This is a genomic window from Novosphingobium sp. FKTRR1 (assembly GCF_020404405.1).
Lineage (GTDB): Bacteria > Pseudomonadota > Alphaproteobacteria > Sphingomonadales > Sphingomonadaceae > Novosphingobium.
Window position 1 is genome coordinate 75447 of the sequence record NZ_JAIZDA010000011.1, and the last position, 21300, is coordinate 96746.

Consider the following 21300-nt stretch of genomic DNA (forward strand, 5'->3'; position numbering starts at 1 on the left):
GGCGAACGGTTGCTGGCCGCATTGGCGCGAGTACGCCAGGTGGCCGTTGAGAAGATCAGGGATGGGGTTGCAGATGGCACGATTTGGTGAACGCAGCAGGGTGATTCTGGCGCAGCAATGCGCCACGGTTGCGTTCATCCGCCCCTGCCTGACAGCCGCCGCGCTCGCGTTTGCCATGGCTGATCCGGCATTGGCCGCGGCGCAGGACGTGCCTCCGCCCCCGCTTGAGGAAGCGCAGCCCGCGCCCGAGGAAGCGTTACCGGCCACCGGCGCCGACGCTGCGCCCGAGGCCGTCGGCAATGCCATCGTGGTCACCGCCAACAAGCGCGAACAGACCTTGCAGTCGGCGCCGGTGGCGGTTTCGGTCACGTCGGCCCAGACGCTGGAGCGCGCGCAGATCCGCGACATCAAGGATCTGACCAGCGTGGTGCCCTCGCTGCGCGTCACCCAGTTGCAAAGCTCGGCCAACACCAACTTCATCATCCGTGGTTTCGGCAACGGCGCCAACAACGCGGGGATCGAGCCGTCGGTCGGCGTGTTCGTCGACGGCGTGTACCGTTCTCGTTCGGCCGCGCAGATCGGCGACTTCCCCGACGTCTCGCGGATCGAGGTGCTGCGCGGGCCGCAATCGACGCTGTTCGGCAAGAACGCTTCGGTCGGCGTGATCTCGATCGTCACGCAAAAGCCGCAGTTCCGCTGGGGTGGCAATGTCGAGGCGAGCTACGGCAACTACAACGCGCTCGTCGCCAAGGGCGTGATCACCGGGCCGATTGCCAAGGACGTGGCGTTCAGTCTGGCCGGTGGCTACAACCGTCGCGACGGCTATGTCGACAACCCCGGCACCGGAGGCAAGGACAACGACCGCAACCGCTGGTTCGCGCGCGGGCAACTGCTGTGGGAGCCGGCTGGCGGCTTGCGCGTCCGGCTGATCGGCGATGTCAGCCGGATCAATGAGAACTGCTGCGCGGTGGTCAACTTGCAGCCCTCGGCCGCCACGGCGGCGGTGCGGGCGCTGGGTGGTCAGGTCAACACCGTCGACCAGCGCTTTGCCGACCTGACCTATACCAACCGGCCGTCGACCAACGACATTCGCAACTTCGGTCTGTCGGGCCAGATCGACTATGATCTGGGTCCGCTCACTTTCACTTCGATCACCGCCTATCGCGGGGTCAATGCCAAGACCGATCAGGATTCGGACTTTACCAGCGCCGACCTGCTTGGCCGCAACTATCAGGATCAGCGCATCCGCACGTTCACGCAGGAACTGCGGGTGGCGACCAACATCGACGGACCGATCGGGCTGCTCGCCGGGGTGTATTACTTCAACGAGAAGATCGATCAGGCCAACCAGATCAGTTGGGGCAAGGCTGCGCGCAGCTATGCCGATCTGCTGGTGCAGGGCGCATCGGGCGGAGCGTTCAACCTTGCCGGGCTGGAAAGCACCTTTGGCGCGCTGTCGGGTCGCAACTATGCCGGGCAGTTCTTTGCCGAAGGGCAGGGACTGAACGAAAAGTACCGGCTGAAGGATGCGGCGTTCTCGGTTTTCGGACAGGCCGATTTCAAGATCAACAGCCGCGTCACGCTAACCGGCGGGGCCAACTATACCCGCGATACCAAGCACTTCAGCGCCAACGCGCAATCGACCGACGTGTTCAGCGGGCTGGACATTCCGGCTTTGCGCAACAGTGCGACGCAGTTCGGGGTGGCGCAGTACATCGGGCAGACGTTCTTTGGCGTGCCCCTGGCCTCGGCGGCACAAGTGGCCGGCGTGGCGGCGGCCAACCCGGCGGGCTTTGCCCAGATCCGCAGCGCGGCTGCGGCCAAGACCGCGCCACTGTTGGGGCTGACACCCTTGCAATATTTCCCGGCGTTCCTTGGGCTGCCCAACGTCGTGGAGCCGGGCCGGACCAGCGATGGCAAGCTGACCTGGGTGGCGCGGGTGGCGTTCGACTTGTCGCGCAAGCTGAACCTCTATGCCAGCTACGCCACCGGCTTCAAGGCCAGCTCGATCAACCTGTCGCGCGACAGCCGCCCGTTCGAAAGCGACCGGGGCGCACTGGCGGCAGCCGGGCTGGAGCAGGTCAACCAGACGTATGGCACCCGCTTTGCAGGACCAGAAAACTCGCGGGTCTATGAGATCGGGTTGAAGGGCGATTTCGGCATAGCCACGGCCAATATCGCGTTGTTCCAACAGGAAATTCGTGGCTTCCAGTCCAACGTTTTCACCGGCAAGGGTTTCGTGCTGGCCAATGCCGGCAAGGAAACGGTCAAGGGCTTTGAGTTCGAAGGCAGCCTGCGCCCCGGCCATGGATTGACCCTGAACGGCGCGTTCACCGTACTCGATGCCAAATACGACAGCTTCCTGTTGTCGGCGGTTGGCGACCTTTCTGGCACCAAACCTGCAGGCATTCCGGGCTTTGCCAGCACCATCGGCGCGACCTGGGATGTGGCGGTGGGCAAGGGCGGCCACCACCTGATCGTGCGCGGCGATTTCCACTATGAATCGCCGCATTCGCTGGAAGAGGGGCTTCCCGCCTTCCTCGACATCTCGACCGCCGCCGCCGTTGCAGCCGCCGAGCCTTTCCGCGCCGAGATCAAGGAAGTGAACGGCTCGCTGACGTGGGTGATGCCAAGCGGCTTGGAAGTGACCGCATGGGGCCGCAACATCACCAACCAGCGCTATCTCGTGAACATCTTCGACAGCCCTGCGCAGATCCACTCGATCTCGGGCTACACCAACCAGCCGCGCACCTGGGGCGGGACGGTGCGCTACCGCTTCTGAACTTTCGCGAAGCCCCGACACCTGAATGATGTGAGCGGACGCACACCACTTTCGCTTGCAGGCGCCATGCTTTCGTGGCTCAATCCTAGGGCGCGCCGGGGCAATTGGCGCTTCAATTGGGGACACGAGATGGAATGGATGCTGCTGCCGTTTCGGCGTTATGCAGAGTTTGCGGGCCGTTCGTGCCGCCGCGAATACTGGATGTTCGCGCTGTTGAGCGGGGTCGTCTACGCGCTTGCAGCGATCCTGATGTTTGCCGGTGGCCTGTTCGGTCTGGCGCAAAACACGGCAAACTTCAGCAGCCTTACCCCGCTGTTCTACCTTGGATTAGCGATCGCCATCATCTTTTTTCTGGCCGCTTTGGTCCCATCTATCGCGGTCACCGTGCGCCGCCTGCATGACCGCAACCTTTCGGGATGGTGGTATCTGGGCGTGATCGTGCTCGGTCAGATTCCCTATCTGGGGTTCCTGATCAATATCGCCTTCCTTGTGTTCATGGTCATGCCCGGCGACAATGGTCCCAACCGGTTCGGCGCGGACCCTCTTGACCCTTCACGCGTAGATGTGTTCGCCTGATCCATCAGCCTTGAGGACGCGCCGATGTTCGACTGGATGACTTCGCCCTATCGCCGATACGCCGACTTTGCCGGGCGGTCGCGGCGCAAGGAGTACTGGAGCTTCGCGCTGTTCTATTTCCTCGTCATGGTGGTGCTGAACGCGGCGTTCGGCACCAATGACTACACCAGCGTGCGCGGCGCGTTCGTCTATGGCAGCAGGCTGGTCGGGCCGGGCAACTGGCTGGCGAGCGGGTTCTGGCTGGTCAGCCTGATCCCGGCGCTGGCGGTCAGCGTTCGGCGGCTGCACGATCAGGACCGCTCGGGCTGGCTGCTGCTGCTATCGCTGATCCCGTTGCTCGGCTGGTTTGCGCTGCTGGTGCTGATGCTGCTCGAAGGGACCAATGGCCCCAATCGCTATGGCCCCGATCCCAAAGCGCCTTATGATACCGGGGCGTTCCGGTAACGACGCCTGTTACAACTCGCGCAAGGTTCGCGCCGGGCGGGTGCTGAGCACCCCCCACGATCCAGCGAGCGCAAGGCCCAGCACCAGCGCAACCCCGGTGCCCAGCACGCCGAGGATGCGCCCCCAGCCGGGCAGCCATTCAAAGCCGAACAGTTGCGTCACCACCCCCCACGCCACGCCCGTGCCCAGCAGCAGCGCCACCGCCGCCAGCAGCGCGCACAGCAGCGCGTATTCGCTCAGCAGCAGCGCCAGCAACTGCCCCCGGCTTGCTCCCAGCACGCGCAGGATCACGCTGTCGTACTGCCGCCGCTCGCGCGCAGCGGCGATCGCGCCTGCCAGCACGGCAAGCCCGGCAAGGATGGCTACCGACGCTGCGGCCAATACCGCCGTGCCCATCTGCGACAGCAAGATACGCGCCTGCGCCAGCACCGGCCCAACCTCGATCACCGAGCTTGAAGGCAGCGCGCGGACCAGTCCGGACAGGATTGCGCGGCGTACCTCCGGCCCCTTTTCGTCGGCGGGCAATTCGACGGTGGCCGCCAGATTGTGCGGTGCATCGGCGATGGCGTTCGGGCTGAACACCAGCACATAGTTGAAACCGAACGATTCCCAGTCGATCCGCCGGAACGAGGCGATGGTCGCGGTCCGCTCCACGCCCAACAGGCTGATCGTGATTCGGTCGCCCAGCTTCAGGCCGAGCACATTCGCCAGCTTGTCGTCGACCGAGACCAGCGGCGGCCCGGCATAGGCCTGTGGCCACCACGTCCCGGCGGTAATCTGGTTGCCCTCGGGCACGGTGGCGGCATAGGTCAGCCCACGGTCGCCGCGCAGCGCCCAGGCATCGTCGGGAATGGTCTTGAGGTCGGCGACGCGGATCATGTGGTCGGCCGGGCCGAACGCCAGAATCGCGCCGCGCATGCTGGGAACCGAGCGGATCGCGGCTTTGGGCGCGGCATGGCGGACCAGCGCTGTAAAGTCGGCCGCCTTGTCGCGCGGCAGATCGAGCACGAAGTAATCCGGGGCGCGGGCAGGAACGCGGGCGGCGATGTTGGCATCAAGGCTCGTCTCGACTGCGGCCAGCAGCACGAAGGCCGACAGGCCGAAGCCAAGCGCAACCACGAGCGCTGAGGTCGCCGCGCCCGGTCGGTGCAGGTTGCCCAGCGCCATGCGCGCAATCGCCCCGCGTGGCCGGGGCAGGCGCGCGGCAAGCCGGGTAAGGCCCGCTCCCAGGCCTGCGAGAATGGCGAACACTACCGCCGCGCCGCCCAGAAAACCAAGCGCCAGCAGTGGTTGCCGCGCGGTCAGTACCGCCAGCGCGACGATCCCGGCAAGGCCTGCACCCACCGGCAGAACGATAGCGCGCCAGCGGGTGGTGAGCGGCGTGACACGGGCGCGCATCAGCGCCATCGCCGGAAAGTCGCGGGCGCGCAAAAGCGGCGGCGCGGCAAATGTCAGCGCGATCAGCAGGCCATAGGCAGCGGCGGTCGACAGAGCAGGCGCATCGATCACGAAACCCGCCCGCACCGGCAAAAGCCCCGCCAGCGCCAGCCCGAGCAGCGGCGTGACGGCCACGCCGATGGCCAGCCCCAGTGCGATCGCAAGCGTGCTGGCAACCAGCAGTTGCAGGAGGAAGATGCGCGCGATGTCGCTGCTGGTGGCGCCCAGGATCTTGAGCGTGGCGATGCTGGTTCGCCGGGCTTCAAGGTAGGATGTCACGCCGTTGCCGATCCCGATCCCGGCGATGGCTAGCGCGGCCAGCGCGACCAGCATCAGGAACTGGCCCATGTTGGCGACGAAGTTGTCGATACCCGGCGCGGCCTTGTCACGGGTGCGGAACACGAAGCCGGAATCGGGAAAGCGCGTCTTGAACCGGTCGATCACCGCGTCGGGCGCGGTGGTTGGCGCAAGCCGCACGCGATACTTCCACTGCGCCATCGAGCCCGGCTGGACCAATCCGGCGGCATCGAGCGCCTGTGGTGAGAGGATCACCGTCGGCCCGAGCGCGAAGCCTTCGCTCAGCCGGTCGGGTTCGTCGGCAATCACGCCAGCCACGATCAGCGTGGCCGAACCGATGCGCAAAGCATCGCCCGGATGCACGCCCAGCCGGTCGGCCACGCCCGGCGCGATCCATACGGCCATGTCCTGCGGCGCACCCGCGCTGCGGCCACCGGCCAGCGTCAACGTGCCATAGAGTGGCCAGCGTGCATCGACGCTCTTGAGTTCGACCGGGGCGGCGCTGGTGTCGTCGCCCGGTTTGCGCGCCATAGCCTGAAGCCGCACGCCACCCGACACCGTGCCAAAGTCGCGCAGCTGTGCCAGTTCGGCTGGGCTCGCTGGCCGCCCGGCGATGGTGAACTGCACGTCGCCGCCCAGCATCGCGCGCCCGCGTGTCGCCAGTTCGCGGTCGATCGTGGCGGTCAGCGTGCCGATCGCGGCGAGCGCTGCCGTACCCAGCACAAGGCACACCAAAAGTAGGCGCAGGCCCTTGAATTTCCAGTCCAGCCCGCGTCGGGCAAGCTGCCAGACGGTGCGCCAGTCGAGATGGCCGTTCGTGGCGGTGCGGCTCACGCGCGCTCGTCCGAGGCGATCAGGCCGTCGGACAGGCGCACGATGCGGCCGCAGCGGCTGGCCAGCGCCTCGTCATGGGTGACCATCACCAGCGCCGCCCCCGCCTCAGCCGCGCGCGCGAACAGCAAGTCGGCCACGGCAAGACCGTTGGCGTGGTCAAGGTTGCCGGTCGGCTCGTCGGCGAACAGCAGCGCGGGGCGGGGGGCTAGCGCGCGGGCGATGGCCACGCGCTGCTGCTCGCCGCCCGAAAGCTGCGCAGGATAATGGTTCAAGCGCGGGCCAAGGCCGACGGCCTGCAGTTCGGCGGCGGCGCGCGGCATCGCGTCGGCCATTCCCGCCAGTTCCATCGGCGTTGCGACGTTTTCCAGCGCGGTCATCGTCGGCAGCAAGTGGAATGCCTGCAGCACGATGCCGATCCGCCCGCGCCGCGCGGTGGCCAGCGCGTCCTCGCTCAATCCCACGAAGTCCTGCCCTGCCACTTGCAAGGTGCCGCCGCTGGCCCGTTCAAGTCCGGCCAACACCGCCAGCAGCGACGACTTGCCCGAACCCGACGGTCCGAGCAGCGCCAGCGTCTCGCCCTGATGGACGGTCAGGCTGATGCCGCGCAGGATATCGACCCGCCCGTCGCCTTCGCCCAGCGACAGGGTCAGGTCTTGCGCAACGATGATGGGCGAGTTGGTGCTTGTTATGACGTTCACCGCGCCTAGATTGGTGGCGTGGGTCGGCTTGTCCAGCCCCGTAGCCATACCGTTGCCCGAAAAGCCCCAAAAGGATGCCATGCGCACCAGTTTGCCCGCCCGCAACTTACCGATCCGTCTGCTTTTGACTTCGTTGGCCGCAATGGCGATGGGTGCGTGTTCGCGCGGGACCGCTCCGGCTGCGCTCGAAACGCGTGAGGCTGCCGAAAATCCGGCCAAGGCGGCGCCAGCGCCCGCCGACGCCCCGGTGATTTTGGCGTTCGGCGACAGTCTTTATGCAGGGTATCGGCTGCAACCGGGCGAAAGCTACCCGGCCAAGCTGGAGGCGGCCCTGAACCGCGCCGGAGTGAAGGCGCGGGTGGTCAACGCCGGGGTTTCGGGCGACACCACGGCGGCTGCGCGCGAGCGGCTGGTGTTCACGCTCGATGGGCAGGCGGCCAAGCCGGTGCTGGCGCTGGTCGGGCTGGGCGGCAACGACATGTTGCGCGGGTTGCCGCCAGCCCAGACCCGCGCCAATCTTGAGGCGATCGTGGCGGAGCTTGAGCGTCGCAAGATCGCGGTGATGCTGACCGGAATGCTCGCCGCGCCCAACTTGGGTGCCGATTATGCCAAGGCTTTCAATCCCATCTGGCCCGAACTTGCCAAGGCGCACAAAGTGCCGCTGGTGCCGTTCTTTCTCCAGCCGGTGATCGGCAACGACAACTTGCTGCTCGACGACCATATCCACCCCAATGCGCAGGGTGTCGACCGCATCGTGGCCGCCACTCAGGGCGAGGTGGTGCAGGCGCTGAAGGCGGCGGAGAAATAGGGCTTCAGGCTCGCTCGACCGTGCCGTCGCGGACCTGCCAGATGGCGGCCGCGGCGGAAAGGCCGTCGAACGGGGCGAGTTCGGTGCCGGTCATCCACACTTGCGCGCCCGATGCGCCCAGCCGCTCGTAAAGCGCGGCGCGGCGCAGCGGGTCGAGGTGCGCGGCGATCTCGTCAAGCAGCAGCAGGCGCGGCCGATCACCGGCTGCTAGGGCTGCATGGGCCAGGACGATGGCGATCAGCATGGCCTTCTGTTCGCCGGTCGAGCAATCGGCAGCCGGGGCTGCCTTGGCCGAAAGGATCACGTGCAGGTCGTCGCGATGCGGGCCGTTGAGGGTCCGTCCTGCGGCGCGGTCGCGTCGGCGGTTCTGGCGCAAGGCGTCGCGCAAGGCGTCGGCCATCGGCGGCAGTTCGGCGGCATAAGTGAGCGTCGGACGGGCAAACGGCGCGTCGGGCTGCGCTTCCAGCCCCGCACCCAGCGCCGCAACCATCGCGCTGCGCGAGGCTGCGATGGTGCTGCCGGTTTCGGCCAGTTGCGCCTCCAGCGCGTCGAGCCAGGCGGGGTCGGGCTCGACCGGATCGGTCAGCAGGCGATTGCGTTCGCGCAATGCGGTTTCATAGCGCGCAGCGGTGCGGGCATGGCCTGGCTCGATGGCCAGCACCAGTCGGTCGAGAAAGCGCCGGCGGCCGCTCGCGCCCTCGCTGAACAGGCGGTCCATCGCCGGGGTCAGCCAGGTCAGAGCGAGCCATTCGGCGAGCCGCGTGGCCGGACCCTCAGCGCCGTTGATCCGCACGGTGCGGCGGCCCGGCGCTTGCGGACTGGTGGCGGTGCCGATGGCGATTGCGCCGTGCTCGAGTTCGGCAGCCACGGCAAAGCCGCCGTCGCCTGTGTGACCGGCCATCTCGGCGGCCTGTGCCCGGCGCAAGCCCCGGCCCGGTGCCAGCAGGCTGATCGCTTCAAGGATGTTGGTCTTGCCCGCGCCATTCTCGCCGACCAGCACATTGAAACGCGCGGTGTCCTCTAGCCGGGTGGCGGCGTGGTTGCGAAAATGGCGCAAGGTCAGGCGGGTAAGGGCCATGGGCGGGATTTTGTCTGAAGTGCCGGGCGTCAGGCGCTGGCAGCGCGGTCGAGCAAGCCATGCTTTTTCAGGCAGTGGCGCAACTGATCGTAAGTCAGCCCCAAGCCTTTGGCGGTCTGCCGCTGGTTGAAGCGGTTGCGCGCAAGGTGGTGCTCCAGAATGGCGCGCTCATGCCCGTCGACCGCGCTGCGCAAGTCCTCGATTGCGTCGAAATCGTGGGTGGGGCCGGTCGATGGGGCAGGTGTCTGTTGGGGCGCCGCAGGCTCGGGCGGAGCGGGCCGCAGGTCGGCCGCCGGGGAGGCGTGCGGCTGGTCGGGCTGGGCGCCGCGCATCGACGCGGTGGGCTTCCAAGGGCTGTCGAAGGGATCGAATTGCACCGCGCCGACCGGAGCGTCAGGGTTGTCCCAGCGATAGACCGCGCGCTCCACCACATTGCGCAATTCGCGCACGTTGCCCGGCCATGGCCATGTTTCGAAGGCATCCTGCACGGCGTCGGAAAAACCGGGCCAGCGGTCCCACTGCAGTTCGGCGGCCATGCGTCGGCCAAAGTGGTTGGCCAGCACCGCCACGTCACCTTCGCGTACCCGCAGCGGGGGCAGGGTGATGACCTCGAAACTCAGCCGGTCGAGCAGGTCGGCGCGAAACCTGCCCTGTTCGGCAAGGCGGGGCAGATCCTCGTTGGTGGCCGCCACAATCCGCACATCGACCCGCAAGGGGCGGCTGGCGCCGATGCGGGTGACCTCGCCATATTCGACCGCGCGCAGCAAACGCTCCTGCGCGCCCATCGACAGGTTGCCCAGTTCGTCAAGGAACAGCGTGCCCTTGTCGGCTTCCTCGAACCGACCCGCGCGCGCGCGGGTGGCGCCGGTGAAGGCGCCCGCCTCATGCCCGAACAGTTCCGCCTCGATCAGGGTTTCGGGCAAAGCGGCGCAATTGAGCGTGACCAGCGGCTCCTGCCAGCGGGTCGACAGGCGGTGGAGCCGTTCGGCGATCAGTTCCTTGCCGGTGCCGCGCTCGCCGATCACCAGTACGGGGCGGCGCATGGGCGCGGCGCGGCTGGCGCGCTCCACCGCATCGAGGAACGCACCCGATTGTCCGATGAACTGGGCTTCGCGATCCATCCGTCCCTCCGTTGTACCAACGTGTAGCGTAATCCGCCAAGGTTGCGCAAGAATTCCCAGCCATATTCGCCGAGCTTATGGGCTGAAATGGCGGAAATCCGTGCTTTCGCAGGTTTGGCACACCCTTTGCTATACCATGGGCAACACCACTGGACGCCGCCTTCGAGCGAAACCCACGGAGACCGACCATGTACACCGCCCGCTTCTTTTCGACCCCGCTTGGCCGCGCCGCGCTGGTCAGCATCCTCGCTCTGGCGGCGCTCAACTGCATCGCGCTCACCCGCCAGATCAACAATGGCCAGATCGACCTCGTGCCGCATGTCTATGCTTCGGCCGCAGCGATCACCGGCGAGCCCGCTTGACCATGGTGCTCGAACCCGTATCCAACGGGGGTCGCCCCCATTCGCGCTTCGACAGCGAAGTCGAGGGGCTGCGCCAGAGGGCCGAGTTTTCCACTTCACCGGGTGCGACCGGCCAATCGCGCCCCACCACGTACGGAGTCAACCTGATGGGCATCTTCTCGCGGACGCGCGACATCATTGCCGCCAATTTCAACGACCTGCTCGACAAGGCGGATGATCCGTCCAAGATGATCCGGATGATCATCATGGAGATGGAAGAAACGCTGGTCGAAGTTCGGGCCTCGGCGGCGCGCACCATTGCCGACCAGAAGGAGATGCTCCGCCACGTCGCCAAGCTGCAAGGACTGCAGGCCGACTGGTCGGACAAGGCGCAACTGGCGCTGTCCAAGAACCGCGAGGATCTGGCGCGTGCAGCGCTGGTCGAGCGCCAGAAGGCGACCGACATGGCCGACCAGCTCAAGTCCGAAGTGACGGTGCTGGATGATGCGATGCGCGCCTATGAGGCCGACATCGAAAAGTTGCAGACCCGTCTGCGCGAAGCTCGCAGTCGGCAGACCGCCATCGCCGCCCGGCTCGAAAGCGCCGAGAACCGCGTGCGGCTGCGCAGCCTGCTGACCAATGAGCGGGTGGACGAGGCGCTGGCCCGCTTCGACCAGCTCGAACGTCGGGTGGACTATGCCGAAGGTCGCGCCGATGCGTTGAACCTGGCTGAAAAGTCGACGCCGTCGCTGGCCGATGAGATCGCCGCGCTGGCCGGGCAGGACAAGATCGACGAGGAACTGGCCGCGATGAAACGTGCGCTGGGCAAGTCCGACCAGAACGGGGAAGGCTGAGCCGTGGAGGACATTCTTGTTCCGATCGGCGTCACGGCCATGCTGTTCGTCGCGCTGCCGTGGGTCATCCTGCATTACGTCACGCGCTGGAAAACCGCCGCCACCCTGACCTCGGGCGATGAGGCGCTGCTGGAGGAGCTGTATCAGCTTGCTCGCCGCCTTGACGAGCGGATGGACACGGTCGAGCGGCTGGTGGCGGCCGACAACCCGGACTTCCGCCCGGCGCGCGTGCTGGCCGACAAGGATACCGACAATCAGAAGCTGCGCGAGCTGGACCGTCTGCTCGCCGAGACACGCCTGGCCGACAAAGGGGGGATCAGCAAATGAGCGCTGTGCGGACGCGGTTCTATCGCGACAAGGTCAATGGCAAGTTCATGGGCGTGTGCGCCGGGATTGCCGACTACACCGGGATCGATGCCTTGTGGGTGCGGCTGGGGTTCCTGATCGCCGCCTTCTCGATGGGCTGGCCGTTCCTGATCTACTTCGCCTTTGGCATGCTGGCGGACAAGAAGCCCGCTTCGTTGTACGGCGACCGGCAGGAAGAGCGTTTCTGGCAAGGCGTGCGCCAGTCACCGGCGCGCACCGCCCGCGAAGTGCGCTCCAGTTTCCGTGACATCGACCGCCGTCTGGCCGAAGTCGAACACTTCTATGTTTCGGGCAATCCGCGCCTTTCGGCCGAGATCGAAAAGCTGCGCTGAACCCCGGGTCGCCGGGGCAAAAATGGCCAAGGGCTTGGCCGACAGGGGAAATCACCATGGACCACGGTACATTGGCGCTGCTGATACCGCTTGCGCCGTTCATGCTGGGGGGCTTTGCCATCTGGATGCGACACCAGCGCAAGATGGAAGAGATCCGCGCCCGCTCCACCGTCGACATCGCCGGGCAACATGCCCTCCAGACTCAGGCGCTCGAAGAGCGGGTACGGGTGCTGGAACGCATCGTCACCGACAAGGGTTACGACGTGGCGGCACAGATTGAGGCTTTGCGCGATGTGCGTCGGCTCGATGATACCTCGGCCACTGAGCAGAGCGGGAGGGTGCAATGAGCCTGCCTGCTGAAGTGATCACGCAATTGCCGCTGGTCGGCATCGGTATCGTGGTCGCCCCCCTGGCGTGGGTGGCAGGGTGGGTCCATCTGACCCGCATGCGCATCAAGCACGGCTATCCGCTTGATGGCGTTTGGGGGCAGGCGCTCCATCCCAAGGGGCCCGATGTCGCAACGCAGGAACGGCTGGCGCTGCTGACCGGCGAGAACGCCCAGTTGCGTGCGGAACTGGGCGCGGTGAAGGACCGGCTCGCCAATGTCGAACGCATTGTCACCGACAGCGGCTATTCGCTGACCCGCGAAATCGAGGCGCTGCGGCTGGGCGGAGGTGCCCCGCAATGAGCCCGGTTGAGCTGCTGGCGCTGGCGTTCATCGTCGTCGGGCTGCCGGTGACGCTGGGCATCGGCGGCGATGTCTACAAGCGCCGCCTGGCCTTCAAGGAGCGGCAACTGGACATGCTGTCGCGCCAGAACGCGGCGCAGGCCGCGCAAGCGGCGGCCCACACCGAACGGCTTGAACAGCGGCTGCGCGTGCTCGAACGCATCGTCACCGACCGCAGCATGGGACTTGCCGCGCAGATCGAGGACTTGCGCGAACCGGTCGCAGAGCATCGCGCAGAGGATCTCAAGGTCAATTGAGGCCGCGTTTCGCGCGCGACCAAACGAGTTGGAGTTGCTGAAAATGAGTTTCTGGACTGCTGTGGTCGCGATCGTTGCGATCATCGCCATCGCCAATTTGCGCCGCCATCGCCTGCAAGCGGGCTGGGACCGGACGCTGCCGGTCGCTGGAACGGACAATGTGGCGCTCGAACGCGAAGTGATCGAACTGCGCCGCCGGGTCGAAGTGCTCGAACGCATCATCACCGACCAGCGCGGCAGCCAGAAGCTGGCCGACGAGATCGAGGCGCTCCGCCAGAATTGAAGGCAATGGGGGCAGTATGCGCCCCAAGGCTTGAGGCTGGGCGCGGCTCTGCTAAAGCCGCGCGATGCGCAGCCTCGATGACATCCGCGAAGAATATGAATTCCTTGACGGCGATGAACGCTATCGCCTGTTGATCGAACTGGGGCGCGAGCTGGAACCGATGCCCGATGCGCTGAAAACCGATGCCACACTGGTGCGCGGCTGTTCGGCCAGCGTCTGGGTCTATCCGGTCCAGCAGGCCGAGGCCGGATTGCACTTTCTGGCCGACAGCAATGCCGCGATCACCAAGGGCATCGTCGCGCTGGTGCTGGCCGCAGTGCAGGATCGCCCGGCGACCGAAGTCGCGCAGACCGATATCGCCGAACGGCTGGCTCCGTTCGACTTGAAGAACCAGCTTTCGTCAAACCGCACCCAGGGCGTGCCCAACATGATCGCGCTGGTCCGCGAACATGCGGCGCGGCTGGCCGCCGGGTAGGCGCTGACGACGATGCGCCCGCTCTGGACCCTTGCGGGCCTGACCTTTGTCGGCATCGGCGCGGTGGGGGCGTTCCTGCCCTTGCTGCCGACGGTGCCGTTCCTGCTGCTGGCGCTGTTCTGCTTTGCGCGGGGCAATCCGGCGTGGGAGCAACGCTTGCTCGACCACCCCAAGTGGGGGCCGCCGCTGGTGGAATGGCGCCAGCGCCGGGCTATCCCGCGCCGCGCCAAGATCGCCGCGCTATCGACGATGGCCGCTTCGGTGGCGATCACCGCGATCTCGCTGGGCTGGCCCTGGGTGCTGATCCCCGCCGGAGTCATGGCGCTGAGCGGATCATGGATATGGACCCGTGCGGAATAATGGGGGCGCACTGAAGTGGCCGGAATGAAGATCGCCGCGCTGTATCGCTATCCGGTCAAGTCGCTGGGTGCGCAGGAGCTGGCCGAGGTTGCGGTCACGCCGCGCGGGCTTGCGGCGGATCGCCGTTGGCTCGTGACCAATCCGCAAGGGCGCTTCGTCACACGGCGCGAACTGTCCGGCATGGCGCTGATCGGCGCGGAGCATGAAGATGGCGTGCTCATCCTGCGCGACAACCAAGGCGCCGCCTTGCGCGTGGCCGAACCCGTGGCGGACACCGCACCGCAGACAGTTACCGTCTGGCGCGACCCGGTCGCGGCCCTTCCTGCCGGGCACGACGCCGACGACTGGTTGAGCGAACGATTGGGGCGGCCCTTGCGCCTGTTCCATATGCCCGATGCATCGCACCGTGCGGTCGATCCCGACTATGGCGCTGCGGGAGACGAGGTCAGCTTCGCCGATGGCTTCCCGCTGCTGATCACCACGACCGCCTCGCTCGCCGCGCTCAACGCGCGGCTGGACGATCCGGTGGAAATGGCGCGGTTCCGTCCCAACATCGTGCTTGATGGTGTGGATGAGGCTTTTGCCGAGGATGGCTGGCGGGCTTTGCAAATCGGCGGTTTGCGGTTGCGCGTGGTCAAGCCGTGCACCCGCTGCGTGGTCACCACGCAGCATCCGCTGACGGGCGAGTCGCTGGGCAATGAACCCTTGCGCACGTTGAAGGCGATGGGCCGGGTGTGGGAACGCCAGCCAATCTTCGGCCAGAATGCCATTCCCGATGGGGCAGGGCGCATCGCGGTGGGCGATGCGGTAGCCGTCCTCTAACCGCGTCGCGCTCGCATCGACGCGACGCCAAACGCCAGCGCAATGCCGACCGCAGCGCCCCACAACACTGCCCCTGCGGCCAGTCGCACTTGCAGGTCATCCGTGCCGTACAGCGTCGGCCAGAACGCCACGGCGCTGCCATCGCAGAACATCGCGACCACCGTCGCCAGCGTATAGCCGGGCACGATCTGCGCGGGCGCAAGGCGCGCCAACCTTTCCAGCGCCAGAACGAAGGGCAGGGTGCCAGGTACTGTCAGCGCATAACCGATGACCGAGGCGGTTCCGCCGAGCAGTCCGTGCGCGTTGAGCGTGCCCAGCAGCAACGCGGCGGCGAACCACACCACGATCCCGGCGACAGACAGGATCAGGCACTGTTGGCCTGACAGGCGAACGGCGGCAAGCGGATCTGCAGGCATGGCATGTCCTCCAACGAATCTGTAGCACTCGCTACAGTTGTATACTCGTGTAGCGAGTGCTACAAGTCCCCCATGGCAAAAAGAGAACATGCCCGCGATGCGCTGGAGCAGCGGCTGGCCGCGCACGTGCTGGCCCATGGCCTTGGCCAGACCAGCTTGCGCCAGTTGGCGGCGGCGGCGGGTACCAGCGACCGGATGTTGCTCTATTACTTCGCCGACAAGGCCGATCTGCTCGGCACGGTGCTGGCCCGGCTGGCGGCGGACATGTCGGCCATGCTTGAGGCGGCGCTGCCGACGGGGGCGACGCTTTCGGCAGGGGCCCTGTTTCGCCTGACCGCGCAGGCCGCGCTCCAGCCGACGCTGCGACCCTACATGGAGCTATGGGCCGAAATCGCCGCCGAGGCCGGGCGCGGCATCTCGCCGTTCAAGGCGATTGCCGATGCCATCGCGCAAGGATTTCAGGCCTGGGCTGAGGCGCGGCTGGCCGAACCCGATCCGCAGCGCCGCGCGGAACTGGCGTCCTTGCTGATCGTCGCGGTCGATGGTGCGGCGCTGCTGGCTCCGCTCGATGATGGGCGGATTACCGCGCGTGCCACCGCGGCGCTGGCGGCGTTGCTGGATTAATCGACCGCTTCGCGCAACACGGCGATGCCGCGTTCGCGTTGCGACTTGAGTTCGCGCTTCAACACGGCGGGATCGCGCGCGAACACGAAGCCGAAGCTGACCCCGCCTTCCTTGCCGACGGTGGCGTGGTGCAGCTTGTGCGCCTGCACCAGTCGCTTGGCATAACCCCGCTTGGGCACCCAGTGGAACCAGCGGTGGTGGACCAGTCCGTCATGCACCAGCGTATAGATGATCCCGTAACCCAGCACGCCAAGGCCGATCCACGTGCCCGGCCACCATGCGGCAGCGCCACGTACCAGCGGGCTGCCGATGGCAAAGAAGCTGATCGAGATCGCCGCCCCGACCAGCGCATAGAGATCGTTCTTCTCGAAGAAGCGGTCGTGCCGTTCGTGATGGTCGCGGTGCCAGCCCCAGCCAAAGCCGTGCATGATGTACTTGTGGCTGGACCACGCGACGAATTCCATGGCCAGAATGGTGGCAAGAACGATGAGGGCTGCGATCATGCCGCGTCCTTAGCGCGTCGCACGGGTTTGGGCGACTCCTTCCGGACGCGCTTACCCGAGCAGGCAATCGCCGGTTGGGCTGGTTCCGGCAATTAAATTGCGCATTTCAGCAACGCAAGGCACAGCTTATGCCTTGAAAAGGCCGCGCGGCGCGCTTACCCCGCAGCCCATGGCCAGCAACGACACCCCCCGCACGCTCTATCACAAGATCTGGGACGCTCACGTCGTCGAGAATCGCGACGATGGCACCAGCCTGATCTACATCGACCGCCATCTGGTGCACGAAGTCACCAGTCCGCAGGCGTTCGAGGCGCTTCGCCTTGCCGGGCGCAAGGTACGTCGCCCCGACCTGACGCTGGCGGTGCCCGATCATAACCTGCCCACCACCGCGCGCCGCGATGCTGCGGGCAAGCGCATTCCCATCGCCGACGCCGAAAGCGCGCAGCAACTCGATGCGCTTGAGCGCAATGCGCCCGCCTTCGGCATCCGCTACATCGGCGACGCCGACCGCGAACAGGGCATCGTCCACGTGGTCGGGCCGGAGCAGGGCTTTTCGCTGCCTGGCGCCACGATCGTGTGCGGTGACAGCCACACCGCCTGCCACGGCGGGCTGGGCGCGCTGGCCTTCGGCATCGGTACCAGCGAGGTCGAGCACGTGCTCGCCACGCAGACGTTGCTGCTCAAGCGCTCAAAGACGATGGAAGTGCGCGTCGAGGGCCAGATCGGTCCGGGCGTGACCGCCAAGGACGTGGTGTTGCACATCACCGGCGTACTGGGCGCGTCGGGCGGCACCGGCCATGTCATCGAATATACCGGGCAAGTGATCCGCGATTTGTCGATCGAAGGGCGCCTTACCGTCTCGAACATGGCGATCGAGCATGGCGCGCGCGCCGGGCTGATCGCGCCCGATGAAAAGACCTTCGCCTACGTGGAGGGCCGCCCCTTCGCACCCAAGGGCGAGGATTGGGACGCCGCCGTGGCGTGGTGGACCTCGCTGCGCAGCGATCCGGGGGCGACTTATGACAAAGTCGTGGTGATCGATGCCGCCGACATCGCGCCCAGCGTCACCTGGGGCACCAGCCCCGAGGACGTGCTGCCGATCACCGGCATCGTGCCTGCACCCGAGAGCTTTGCCGATGCCTCCAAGCAAGTGGCAGCGCAGAAATCGCTCGACTACATGGGGCTTGCCGCAGGCCAGCCGATCAGCGGGGTCGAGATCCAGAATGTGTTCATCGGCAGCTGCACCAACAGCCGGATCGAGGACTTGCGCGCCGCCGCCGCCGTGCTGCGCGGCCGCAAGAAGGCCGACAACGTGAAATGGGCCATCGTCGTGCCCGGCTCGGGTCTGGTCAAGGCGCAGGCCGAGGCCGAAGGGCTCGACCGCGTGTTCATCGACGCCGGGCTGGAATGGCGCGAACCGGGCTGTTCGGCGTGCCTTGGCATGAATCCGGACAAAGTGCCTGCGGGCGAGCGTTGCGCCAGCACCAGCAACCGCAATTTCGTCGGCCGGCAAGGTCCGGGCGCGCGCACCCACCTCGTCAGCCCGGCGATGGCCGCCGCCGCTGCGGTGACCGGGCGCCTTACCGACGTGCGCGAACTCGCCTGAACGCGTCTGTGCGCAAGACGGCGTTCGCGCCGGTTGTTACGCCGGATACGCGCGTGCTCGTGCTCGGCAGCCTGCCGGGTGAGGCGAGCCTTGCGGCGGGGCGCTATTATGCACACCCGCGCAACCGGTTCTGGCACCTGATCGGCGGGGTGATCGACCGGGCGGACTTGCCCGCGCTCGATTATGACGCGCGACTCGCGGTCCTGCGCGCATCGGGTATCGGGCTGTGGGACACGGTGCGCGCGGCCAGCCGCAAGGGCAGCCTCGATACAGCGCTGCGCGATGTCGAGCCGGCACCCTTGGCCGACCTCGTTGCCACGTTGCCCGCCTTGCGCGCGGTCGCATTCAACGGCGCTACAGCGGCGCGTCTGGGCATGCGGCAAATGGCCGGGCGCGACGATCTGGCCTGCGTTCATCTGCCGTCCAGCAGCCCGGCGTATTGCCGAATCTCGGCCGAAACGAAGCAGATTGCATGGGCTGATCTGCGGAAATTCCTCGGCTGAATGTTGCAATCGGCGCAGGGAGGGCCAAGATTGGGCCTGACAGGCGATCCCCGAAAGCCCGCAAAGGAGCGATCCGTGACGAAAAAGACCGAAGGCGCCAACTGGACCGGCAAGGCAGCACTGGCGGGGGCCGCAATCGGATCGGCAGCGCTTGCCGCCGCGCTGCTCTACACCTCGCGCCGCAAGGAACGTGCTGAAAAGGCTGCGCCCAAGCTGCCGCCGGTCGATCCGGTCGAAACCGACTGAATCCGCAACTTCGGGCGTTGCACGCGCCGTTTGCGCGGCTATAGCAACGCCCATGGAACCGGTTCAGCAGATCGAAGGCCGCGCGTATCCGTTCGGCCAGAAGAACGTCGACACCGACGTCATCATCCCTTCGCATTGGCTCAAGACGATCACGCGCGATGGTCTTGGTCGCGGCGCGTTCGAAGCCTTGCGCAAGGATCCGGACAACCTGTTCGACAGTGCCGAGTTTTCGGGCTCGCCGATTCTGGTGGCGGGCGACAACTTCGGCTGCGGATCGAGCCGCGAACACGCCGCGTGGGCACTGCTCGATCTGGGGATCAAGGCGGTGATCGCGCCGTCGTTCTCCGACATCTTTTCGGGCAACGCGTTCAAGAACGGCATCCTCACGGTCGTGTTGCCGCAGGAAGCGGTCGACCGGCTGGTCGAAGTGGCCAAGACCGATCCGATCCACATCGATCTGGAAAACCAGGTCGTCAGCACGCCGTTTCAGGATCGCTTTCCCTTCGAAATCGACGCATTTCGTAAGCATTGCCTGCTCAACGGGCTTGACGAGGTGGGGCTGACTCTGGCGCGCGACAGCCAGATCGCAACCTTCGAGGGCAAGGTCCGCGATGAACGGCCCTTCCTCGCCCGCGGCGTCGCCGCTTAATCATTCAATTAAACGGGCTTCCCAAAGCCGCCGAAAATTGCTTCGTTGGTCGCCTGACCGGTCGGGTGCCCAAGCATCCTGCCGGATTCGCAAGAACTGACGCGGGAGAAATGACATGAAGGCCTTGCGCACCCACGCTGTGGGCGGTCCGGAAACGCTGGTGCTCGACGATCTGCCCGATCCGGTGGCAGGTCCGGGGCAAGTGGTGGTGCAGGTGAAGGCCTGTTCGATCAACTTTCCCGACACGTTGATGATTCGCGATCTCTATCAGTTCAAGCCGCAGCGGCCCTATTCGCCCGGCGGTGAGCTGGCCGGCGTGATCGCCAGCGTGGGCGAAGGCGTGACCGGATTTGCCGTGGGTGACCGGGTGATCGGCATGGTTGGCAATGGCGGGCTGGCCGAACAGGTCGTGGTCGAACAGGGCCGCCTGTTCCCCTTGCCCGAGGGCGTCGATTTCGACACCGGCGCGTCGCTGCTGATGACGTATGGCACGACCATCCACGGCTTCAAGGATCGCGGCCACATCAAGGCGGGCGACACCGTGCTGGTGCTGGGCGCGGCCGGGGGCGTCGGCTTGTCGGCGGTGGAACTGGCCAAGGCCTTTGGCGCGCGGGTCGTCGCGGCGGTATCGAGCGAAGAAAAGGCCGCCGTCGCGCGCGAGGCCGGTGCCGACGAGGTGGTCATCTATGGCCGCCCGCCGTTCGACAAAGTGCAGTCGAAGGAGCTGGCCGAGGCGTTCAAGGCCGCCTGCGGACCGAACGGGGCGAACATCGTCTATGACATCGTGGGCGGCGACTATTCCGAACCGGCGGTGCGCGCCATCGCATGGGAAGGGCGCTTTCTGGTGGTCGGCTTCCCGGCGGGCATCGCGCGCCTGCCGCTCAACCTGACGCTGCTGAAATCGTGCGACGTGTGCGGCGTGTTCTGGGGCGCCTTCACCGCGCGCGAACCAGCCAAGTTCAAGGCGCAAGTGGCCGAACTGTTCGACCTGCTGGCGGCGGGCAAGATTTCTCCGCGCATCTCGGCCCGCTTCCCGTTGGCGCGCGGGGCCGAAGCGATCGCGCAACTGGAAAACCGTCAGGCGTTGGGCAAAGTCGTGGTGACGATGGATTGAGCGCGGTCATAATGGCCCATCGCGTTCGGCGGGCAATCAGCTCCGCCGGGCGCGATAGGCCGGAATGGCGAGGTTCCAGCGGATTGCAGCGCCGCGCAGGCCGAACCCGGCGAGCGCGGACAGCGGCCACACCACCCCACGCGGCAGGTGCATCCATGTGCCCGCCGCGCACAGCGCGCTCGCCAGCGCTCCAGCGGTGATATAGAGTTCGGGGCGCATGATGATCGAGGGGCGGCCCGCCAGCACGTCGCGGATGACACCGCCGACGCTACCGGTGATCACCCCCATCAGCGCGGCCGGGATCGGCGCCACGCCCCATGCCAAAGCCTTGGCCGTGCCCAGCACCGCATAGGCGCCAAGCCCGATCGCATCGGCCCATTCGAGCACTTTGCCTTCCCACCAGCGGTGCGGGGTGAACCAGGTCAGCAGCGCGACGGCAAGGCACAGCGGCGCCACCATCGGATCGCGCACCCAGAACACCGGCGCGCCGATCAGCAGGTCGCGCACCGATCCGCCACCGACTCCGGTGATCAGCGCAAAAAAGCTCATCGTCACGAACGTCTGGCGCAGCCGCGCCGCGAGAAGTGCGCCCGACAGCGCATAGACGGAGATGCCCGCCAGATCGGCAAAACCGAGCAGGGCTTGCAGCTTTTCGGGCGGAATGGTTGCAGCGGCAACGAGCGGGGACGACATGCGCCGCCCCTTAATCGACCTTGGCCGTCTTGGCGAGAGGGGAGCGGCGGAAGC

The 21300-nt window shown here is 66.5% G+C and carries 28 protein-coding genes; 21 read left to right on the top strand and 7 right to left on the bottom strand.

All coding sequences use genetic code 11. From position 1 onward, the window contains the following. Positions 1-73: 73 nt before the first annotated feature. From LDN95_RS12180 to LDN95_RS12190, 3 genes are all read left to right on the top strand, one after another. Positions 74-2782, top strand: a complete 2709-nt coding sequence (locus LDN95_RS12180; protein WP_226017949.1) for a TonB-dependent receptor — start codon at positions 74-76, stop codon at positions 2780-2782. Positions 2783-2920: 138 nt separating this feature from the next. Continuing rightward, positions 2921-3358 carry a DUF805 domain-containing protein gene (locus tag LDN95_RS12185; RefSeq protein ID WP_370631686.1) on the top strand — a complete coding sequence of 146 codons (438 nt, stop codon included), beginning with the start codon at positions 2921-2923 and terminating at the stop codon, positions 3356-3358. A gap of 24 nt (positions 3359-3382) precedes the next feature. Then, the gene (locus LDN95_RS12190) at positions 3383-3802 is read left to right on the top strand and encodes a DUF805 domain-containing protein (RefSeq protein ID WP_226017951.1); all 420 of its coding nucleotides are present in this window, start codon (positions 3383-3385) and stop codon (positions 3800-3802) included. 9 nt (positions 3803-3811) lie between these two features. On the opposite strand, the gene LDN95_RS12195 is transcribed toward LDN95_RS12190, so the two are convergent. Together LDN95_RS12195 and LDN95_RS12200 are read right to left on the bottom strand one after the other, a co-directional pair. Further along, complete coding sequence (locus LDN95_RS12195; protein ID WP_226017952.1) at positions 3812-6370, bottom strand: FtsX-like permease family protein; 2559 nt, start codon at positions 6368-6370, stop codon at positions 3812-3814. Then, positions 6367-7059, bottom strand: coding sequence for an ATP-binding cassette domain-containing protein (locus tag LDN95_RS12200; protein WP_226018004.1), 693 nt, complete (start codon positions 7057-7059; stop codon positions 6367-6369). The genes LDN95_RS12195 and LDN95_RS12200 overlap by 4 nt, the downstream gene beginning before the upstream one ends. Positions 7060-7210: 151 nt before the next feature. Between LDN95_RS12200 and LDN95_RS12205 the strand changes: the two genes are divergently transcribed. Next, positions 7211-7876, top strand: a complete 666-nt coding sequence (locus LDN95_RS12205; protein WP_226017953.1) for an arylesterase — start codon at positions 7211-7213, stop codon at positions 7874-7876. Positions 7877-7880: 4 nt separating this feature from the next. Here the strand turns inward: LDN95_RS12205 and recF are convergent, their stop codons facing one another. Further along, positions 7881-8954: a DNA replication/repair protein RecF gene (recF, locus tag LDN95_RS12210; RefSeq protein ID WP_226017954.1), complete on the bottom strand. Its 1074-nt coding sequence runs from the start codon at positions 8952-8954 to the stop codon at positions 7881-7883. A 29-nt stretch (positions 8955-8983) separates the two neighbouring features. Next, positions 8984-10075 carry a phage shock protein operon transcriptional activator gene (gene pspF / locus LDN95_RS12215; protein ID WP_226017955.1) on the bottom strand — a complete coding sequence of 364 codons (1092 nt, stop codon included), beginning with the start codon at positions 10073-10075 and terminating at the stop codon, positions 8984-8986. Between the two features lie 188 nt (positions 10076-10263). Here pspF and LDN95_RS12220 point away from each other — a divergent pair, with 188 nt between their 5' ends. The 11 genes from LDN95_RS12220 (at position 10264) to LDN95_RS12270 (ending at position 14892) form a co-directional block, all read left to right on the top strand. Further along, a complete protein-coding gene (locus LDN95_RS12220) occupies positions 10264-10437 on the top strand; it encodes a hypothetical protein (RefSeq protein ID WP_226017956.1) in 174 nt (57 codons plus the stop codon). A 2-nt stretch (positions 10438-10439) separates the two neighbouring features. Continuing rightward, a complete protein-coding gene (gene pspA / locus LDN95_RS12225) occupies positions 10440-11270 on the top strand; it encodes a phage shock protein PspA (protein ID WP_370631687.1) in 831 nt (276 codons plus the stop codon). A 3-nt stretch (positions 11271-11273) separates the two neighbouring features. Next, positions 11274-11597, top strand: a complete 324-nt coding sequence (pspB, locus tag LDN95_RS12230; RefSeq protein ID WP_226017957.1) for an envelope stress response membrane protein PspB — start codon at positions 11274-11276, stop codon at positions 11595-11597. Beyond that, positions 11594-11968 (top strand): envelope stress response membrane protein PspC, encoded by a 375-nt coding sequence (gene pspC, locus LDN95_RS12235; protein WP_226017958.1) that lies wholly within the window; start codon positions 11594-11596, stop codon positions 11966-11968. Before pspB ends, pspC begins: the two co-directional genes overlap by 4 nt. A gap of 56 nt (positions 11969-12024) precedes the next feature. After that, positions 12025-12315, top strand: a complete 291-nt coding sequence (locus LDN95_RS12240) for a hypothetical protein (RefSeq protein ID WP_226017959.1) — start codon at positions 12025-12027, stop codon at positions 12313-12315. Continuing rightward, a complete protein-coding gene (locus LDN95_RS12245; protein WP_226017960.1) occupies positions 12312-12656 on the top strand; it encodes a hypothetical protein in 345 nt (114 codons plus the stop codon). Before LDN95_RS12240 ends, LDN95_RS12245 begins: the two co-directional genes overlap by 4 nt. Then, positions 12653-12952, top strand: coding sequence for a hypothetical protein (locus LDN95_RS12250; protein ID WP_226017961.1), 300 nt, complete (start codon positions 12653-12655; stop codon positions 12950-12952). The genes LDN95_RS12245 and LDN95_RS12250 overlap by 4 nt, the downstream gene beginning before the upstream one ends. A 43-nt stretch (positions 12953-12995) precedes the next feature. Next, the gene (locus LDN95_RS12255) at positions 12996-13235 is read left to right on the top strand and encodes a hypothetical protein (protein WP_226017962.1); all 240 of its coding nucleotides are present in this window, start codon (positions 12996-12998) and stop codon (positions 13233-13235) included. A 64-nt stretch (positions 13236-13299) separates the two neighbouring features. Beyond that, positions 13300-13710, top strand: a complete 411-nt coding sequence (locus LDN95_RS12260) for a SufE family protein (protein WP_226017963.1) — start codon at positions 13300-13302, stop codon at positions 13708-13710. A gap of 12 nt (positions 13711-13722) precedes the next feature. Next, entirely contained in the window at positions 13723-14070 is a 348-nt protein-coding gene (locus LDN95_RS12265) for a YbaN family protein (RefSeq protein WP_226017964.1), read from the top strand. 24 nt (positions 14071-14094) lie between these two features. Further along, complete coding sequence (locus LDN95_RS12270) at positions 14095-14892, top strand: MOSC domain-containing protein (protein WP_226018006.1); 798 nt, start codon at positions 14095-14097, stop codon at positions 14890-14892. Here LDN95_RS12270 and LDN95_RS12275 read toward each other — a convergent pair. Next, complete coding sequence (locus LDN95_RS12275; protein WP_226017965.1) at positions 14889-15308, bottom strand: hypothetical protein; 420 nt, start codon at positions 15306-15308, stop codon at positions 14889-14891. The two genes, LDN95_RS12270 and LDN95_RS12275, sit on opposite strands and share 4 nt — an antisense overlap. A gap of 72 nt (positions 15309-15380) precedes the next feature. Here LDN95_RS12275 and LDN95_RS12280 point away from each other — a divergent pair, with 72 nt between their 5' ends. Then, entirely contained in the window at positions 15381-15932 is a 552-nt protein-coding gene (locus tag LDN95_RS12280; RefSeq protein WP_226017966.1) for a TetR/AcrR family transcriptional regulator, read from the top strand. On the opposite strand, the gene LDN95_RS12285 is transcribed toward LDN95_RS12280, so the two are convergent. Then, positions 15929-16435 carry a sterol desaturase family protein gene (locus LDN95_RS12285; protein WP_226017967.1) on the bottom strand — a complete coding sequence of 169 codons (507 nt, stop codon included), beginning with the start codon at positions 16433-16435 and terminating at the stop codon, positions 15929-15931. The two genes, LDN95_RS12280 and LDN95_RS12285, sit on opposite strands and share 4 nt — an antisense overlap. Positions 16436-16604: 169 nt before the next feature. On the opposite strand from LDN95_RS12285, the gene leuC reads away from it, so the two are divergent. The 5 genes from leuC to LDN95_RS12310 all read left to right on the top strand — a co-directional run bounded on the left by leuC (position 16605) and on the right by LDN95_RS12310 (position 20553). Continuing rightward, positions 16605-18041 carry a 3-isopropylmalate dehydratase large subunit gene (gene leuC / locus LDN95_RS12290; protein WP_226017968.1) on the top strand — a complete coding sequence of 479 codons (1437 nt, stop codon included), beginning with the start codon at positions 16605-16607 and terminating at the stop codon, positions 18039-18041. A gap of 8 nt (positions 18042-18049) precedes the next feature. Then, positions 18050-18544: a DNA-deoxyinosine glycosylase gene (locus LDN95_RS12295; RefSeq protein ID WP_226017969.1), complete on the top strand. Its 495-nt coding sequence runs from the start codon at positions 18050-18052 to the stop codon at positions 18542-18544. Positions 18545-18619: 75 nt separating this feature from the next. Next, positions 18620-18790, top strand: a complete 171-nt coding sequence (locus tag LDN95_RS12300; RefSeq protein ID WP_226017970.1) for a hypothetical protein — start codon at positions 18620-18622, stop codon at positions 18788-18790. 52 nt (positions 18791-18842) lie between these two features. Further along, positions 18843-19439: a 3-isopropylmalate dehydratase small subunit gene (gene leuD, locus LDN95_RS12305; RefSeq protein ID WP_226017971.1), complete on the top strand. Its 597-nt coding sequence runs from the start codon at positions 18843-18845 to the stop codon at positions 19437-19439. Between the two features lie 115 nt (positions 19440-19554). Further along, complete coding sequence (locus LDN95_RS12310) at positions 19555-20553, top strand: NADPH:quinone oxidoreductase family protein (RefSeq protein WP_226017972.1); 999 nt, start codon at positions 19555-19557, stop codon at positions 20551-20553. 36 nt (positions 20554-20589) lie between these two features. Here LDN95_RS12310 and LDN95_RS12315 read toward each other — a convergent pair whose 3' ends face one another. Beyond that, the gene (locus tag LDN95_RS12315; protein WP_226017973.1) at positions 20590-21246 is read right to left on the bottom strand and encodes a trimeric intracellular cation channel family protein; all 657 of its coding nucleotides are present in this window, start codon (positions 21244-21246) and stop codon (positions 20590-20592) included. Between the last annotated feature and the right edge of the window lie 54 nt (positions 21247-21300).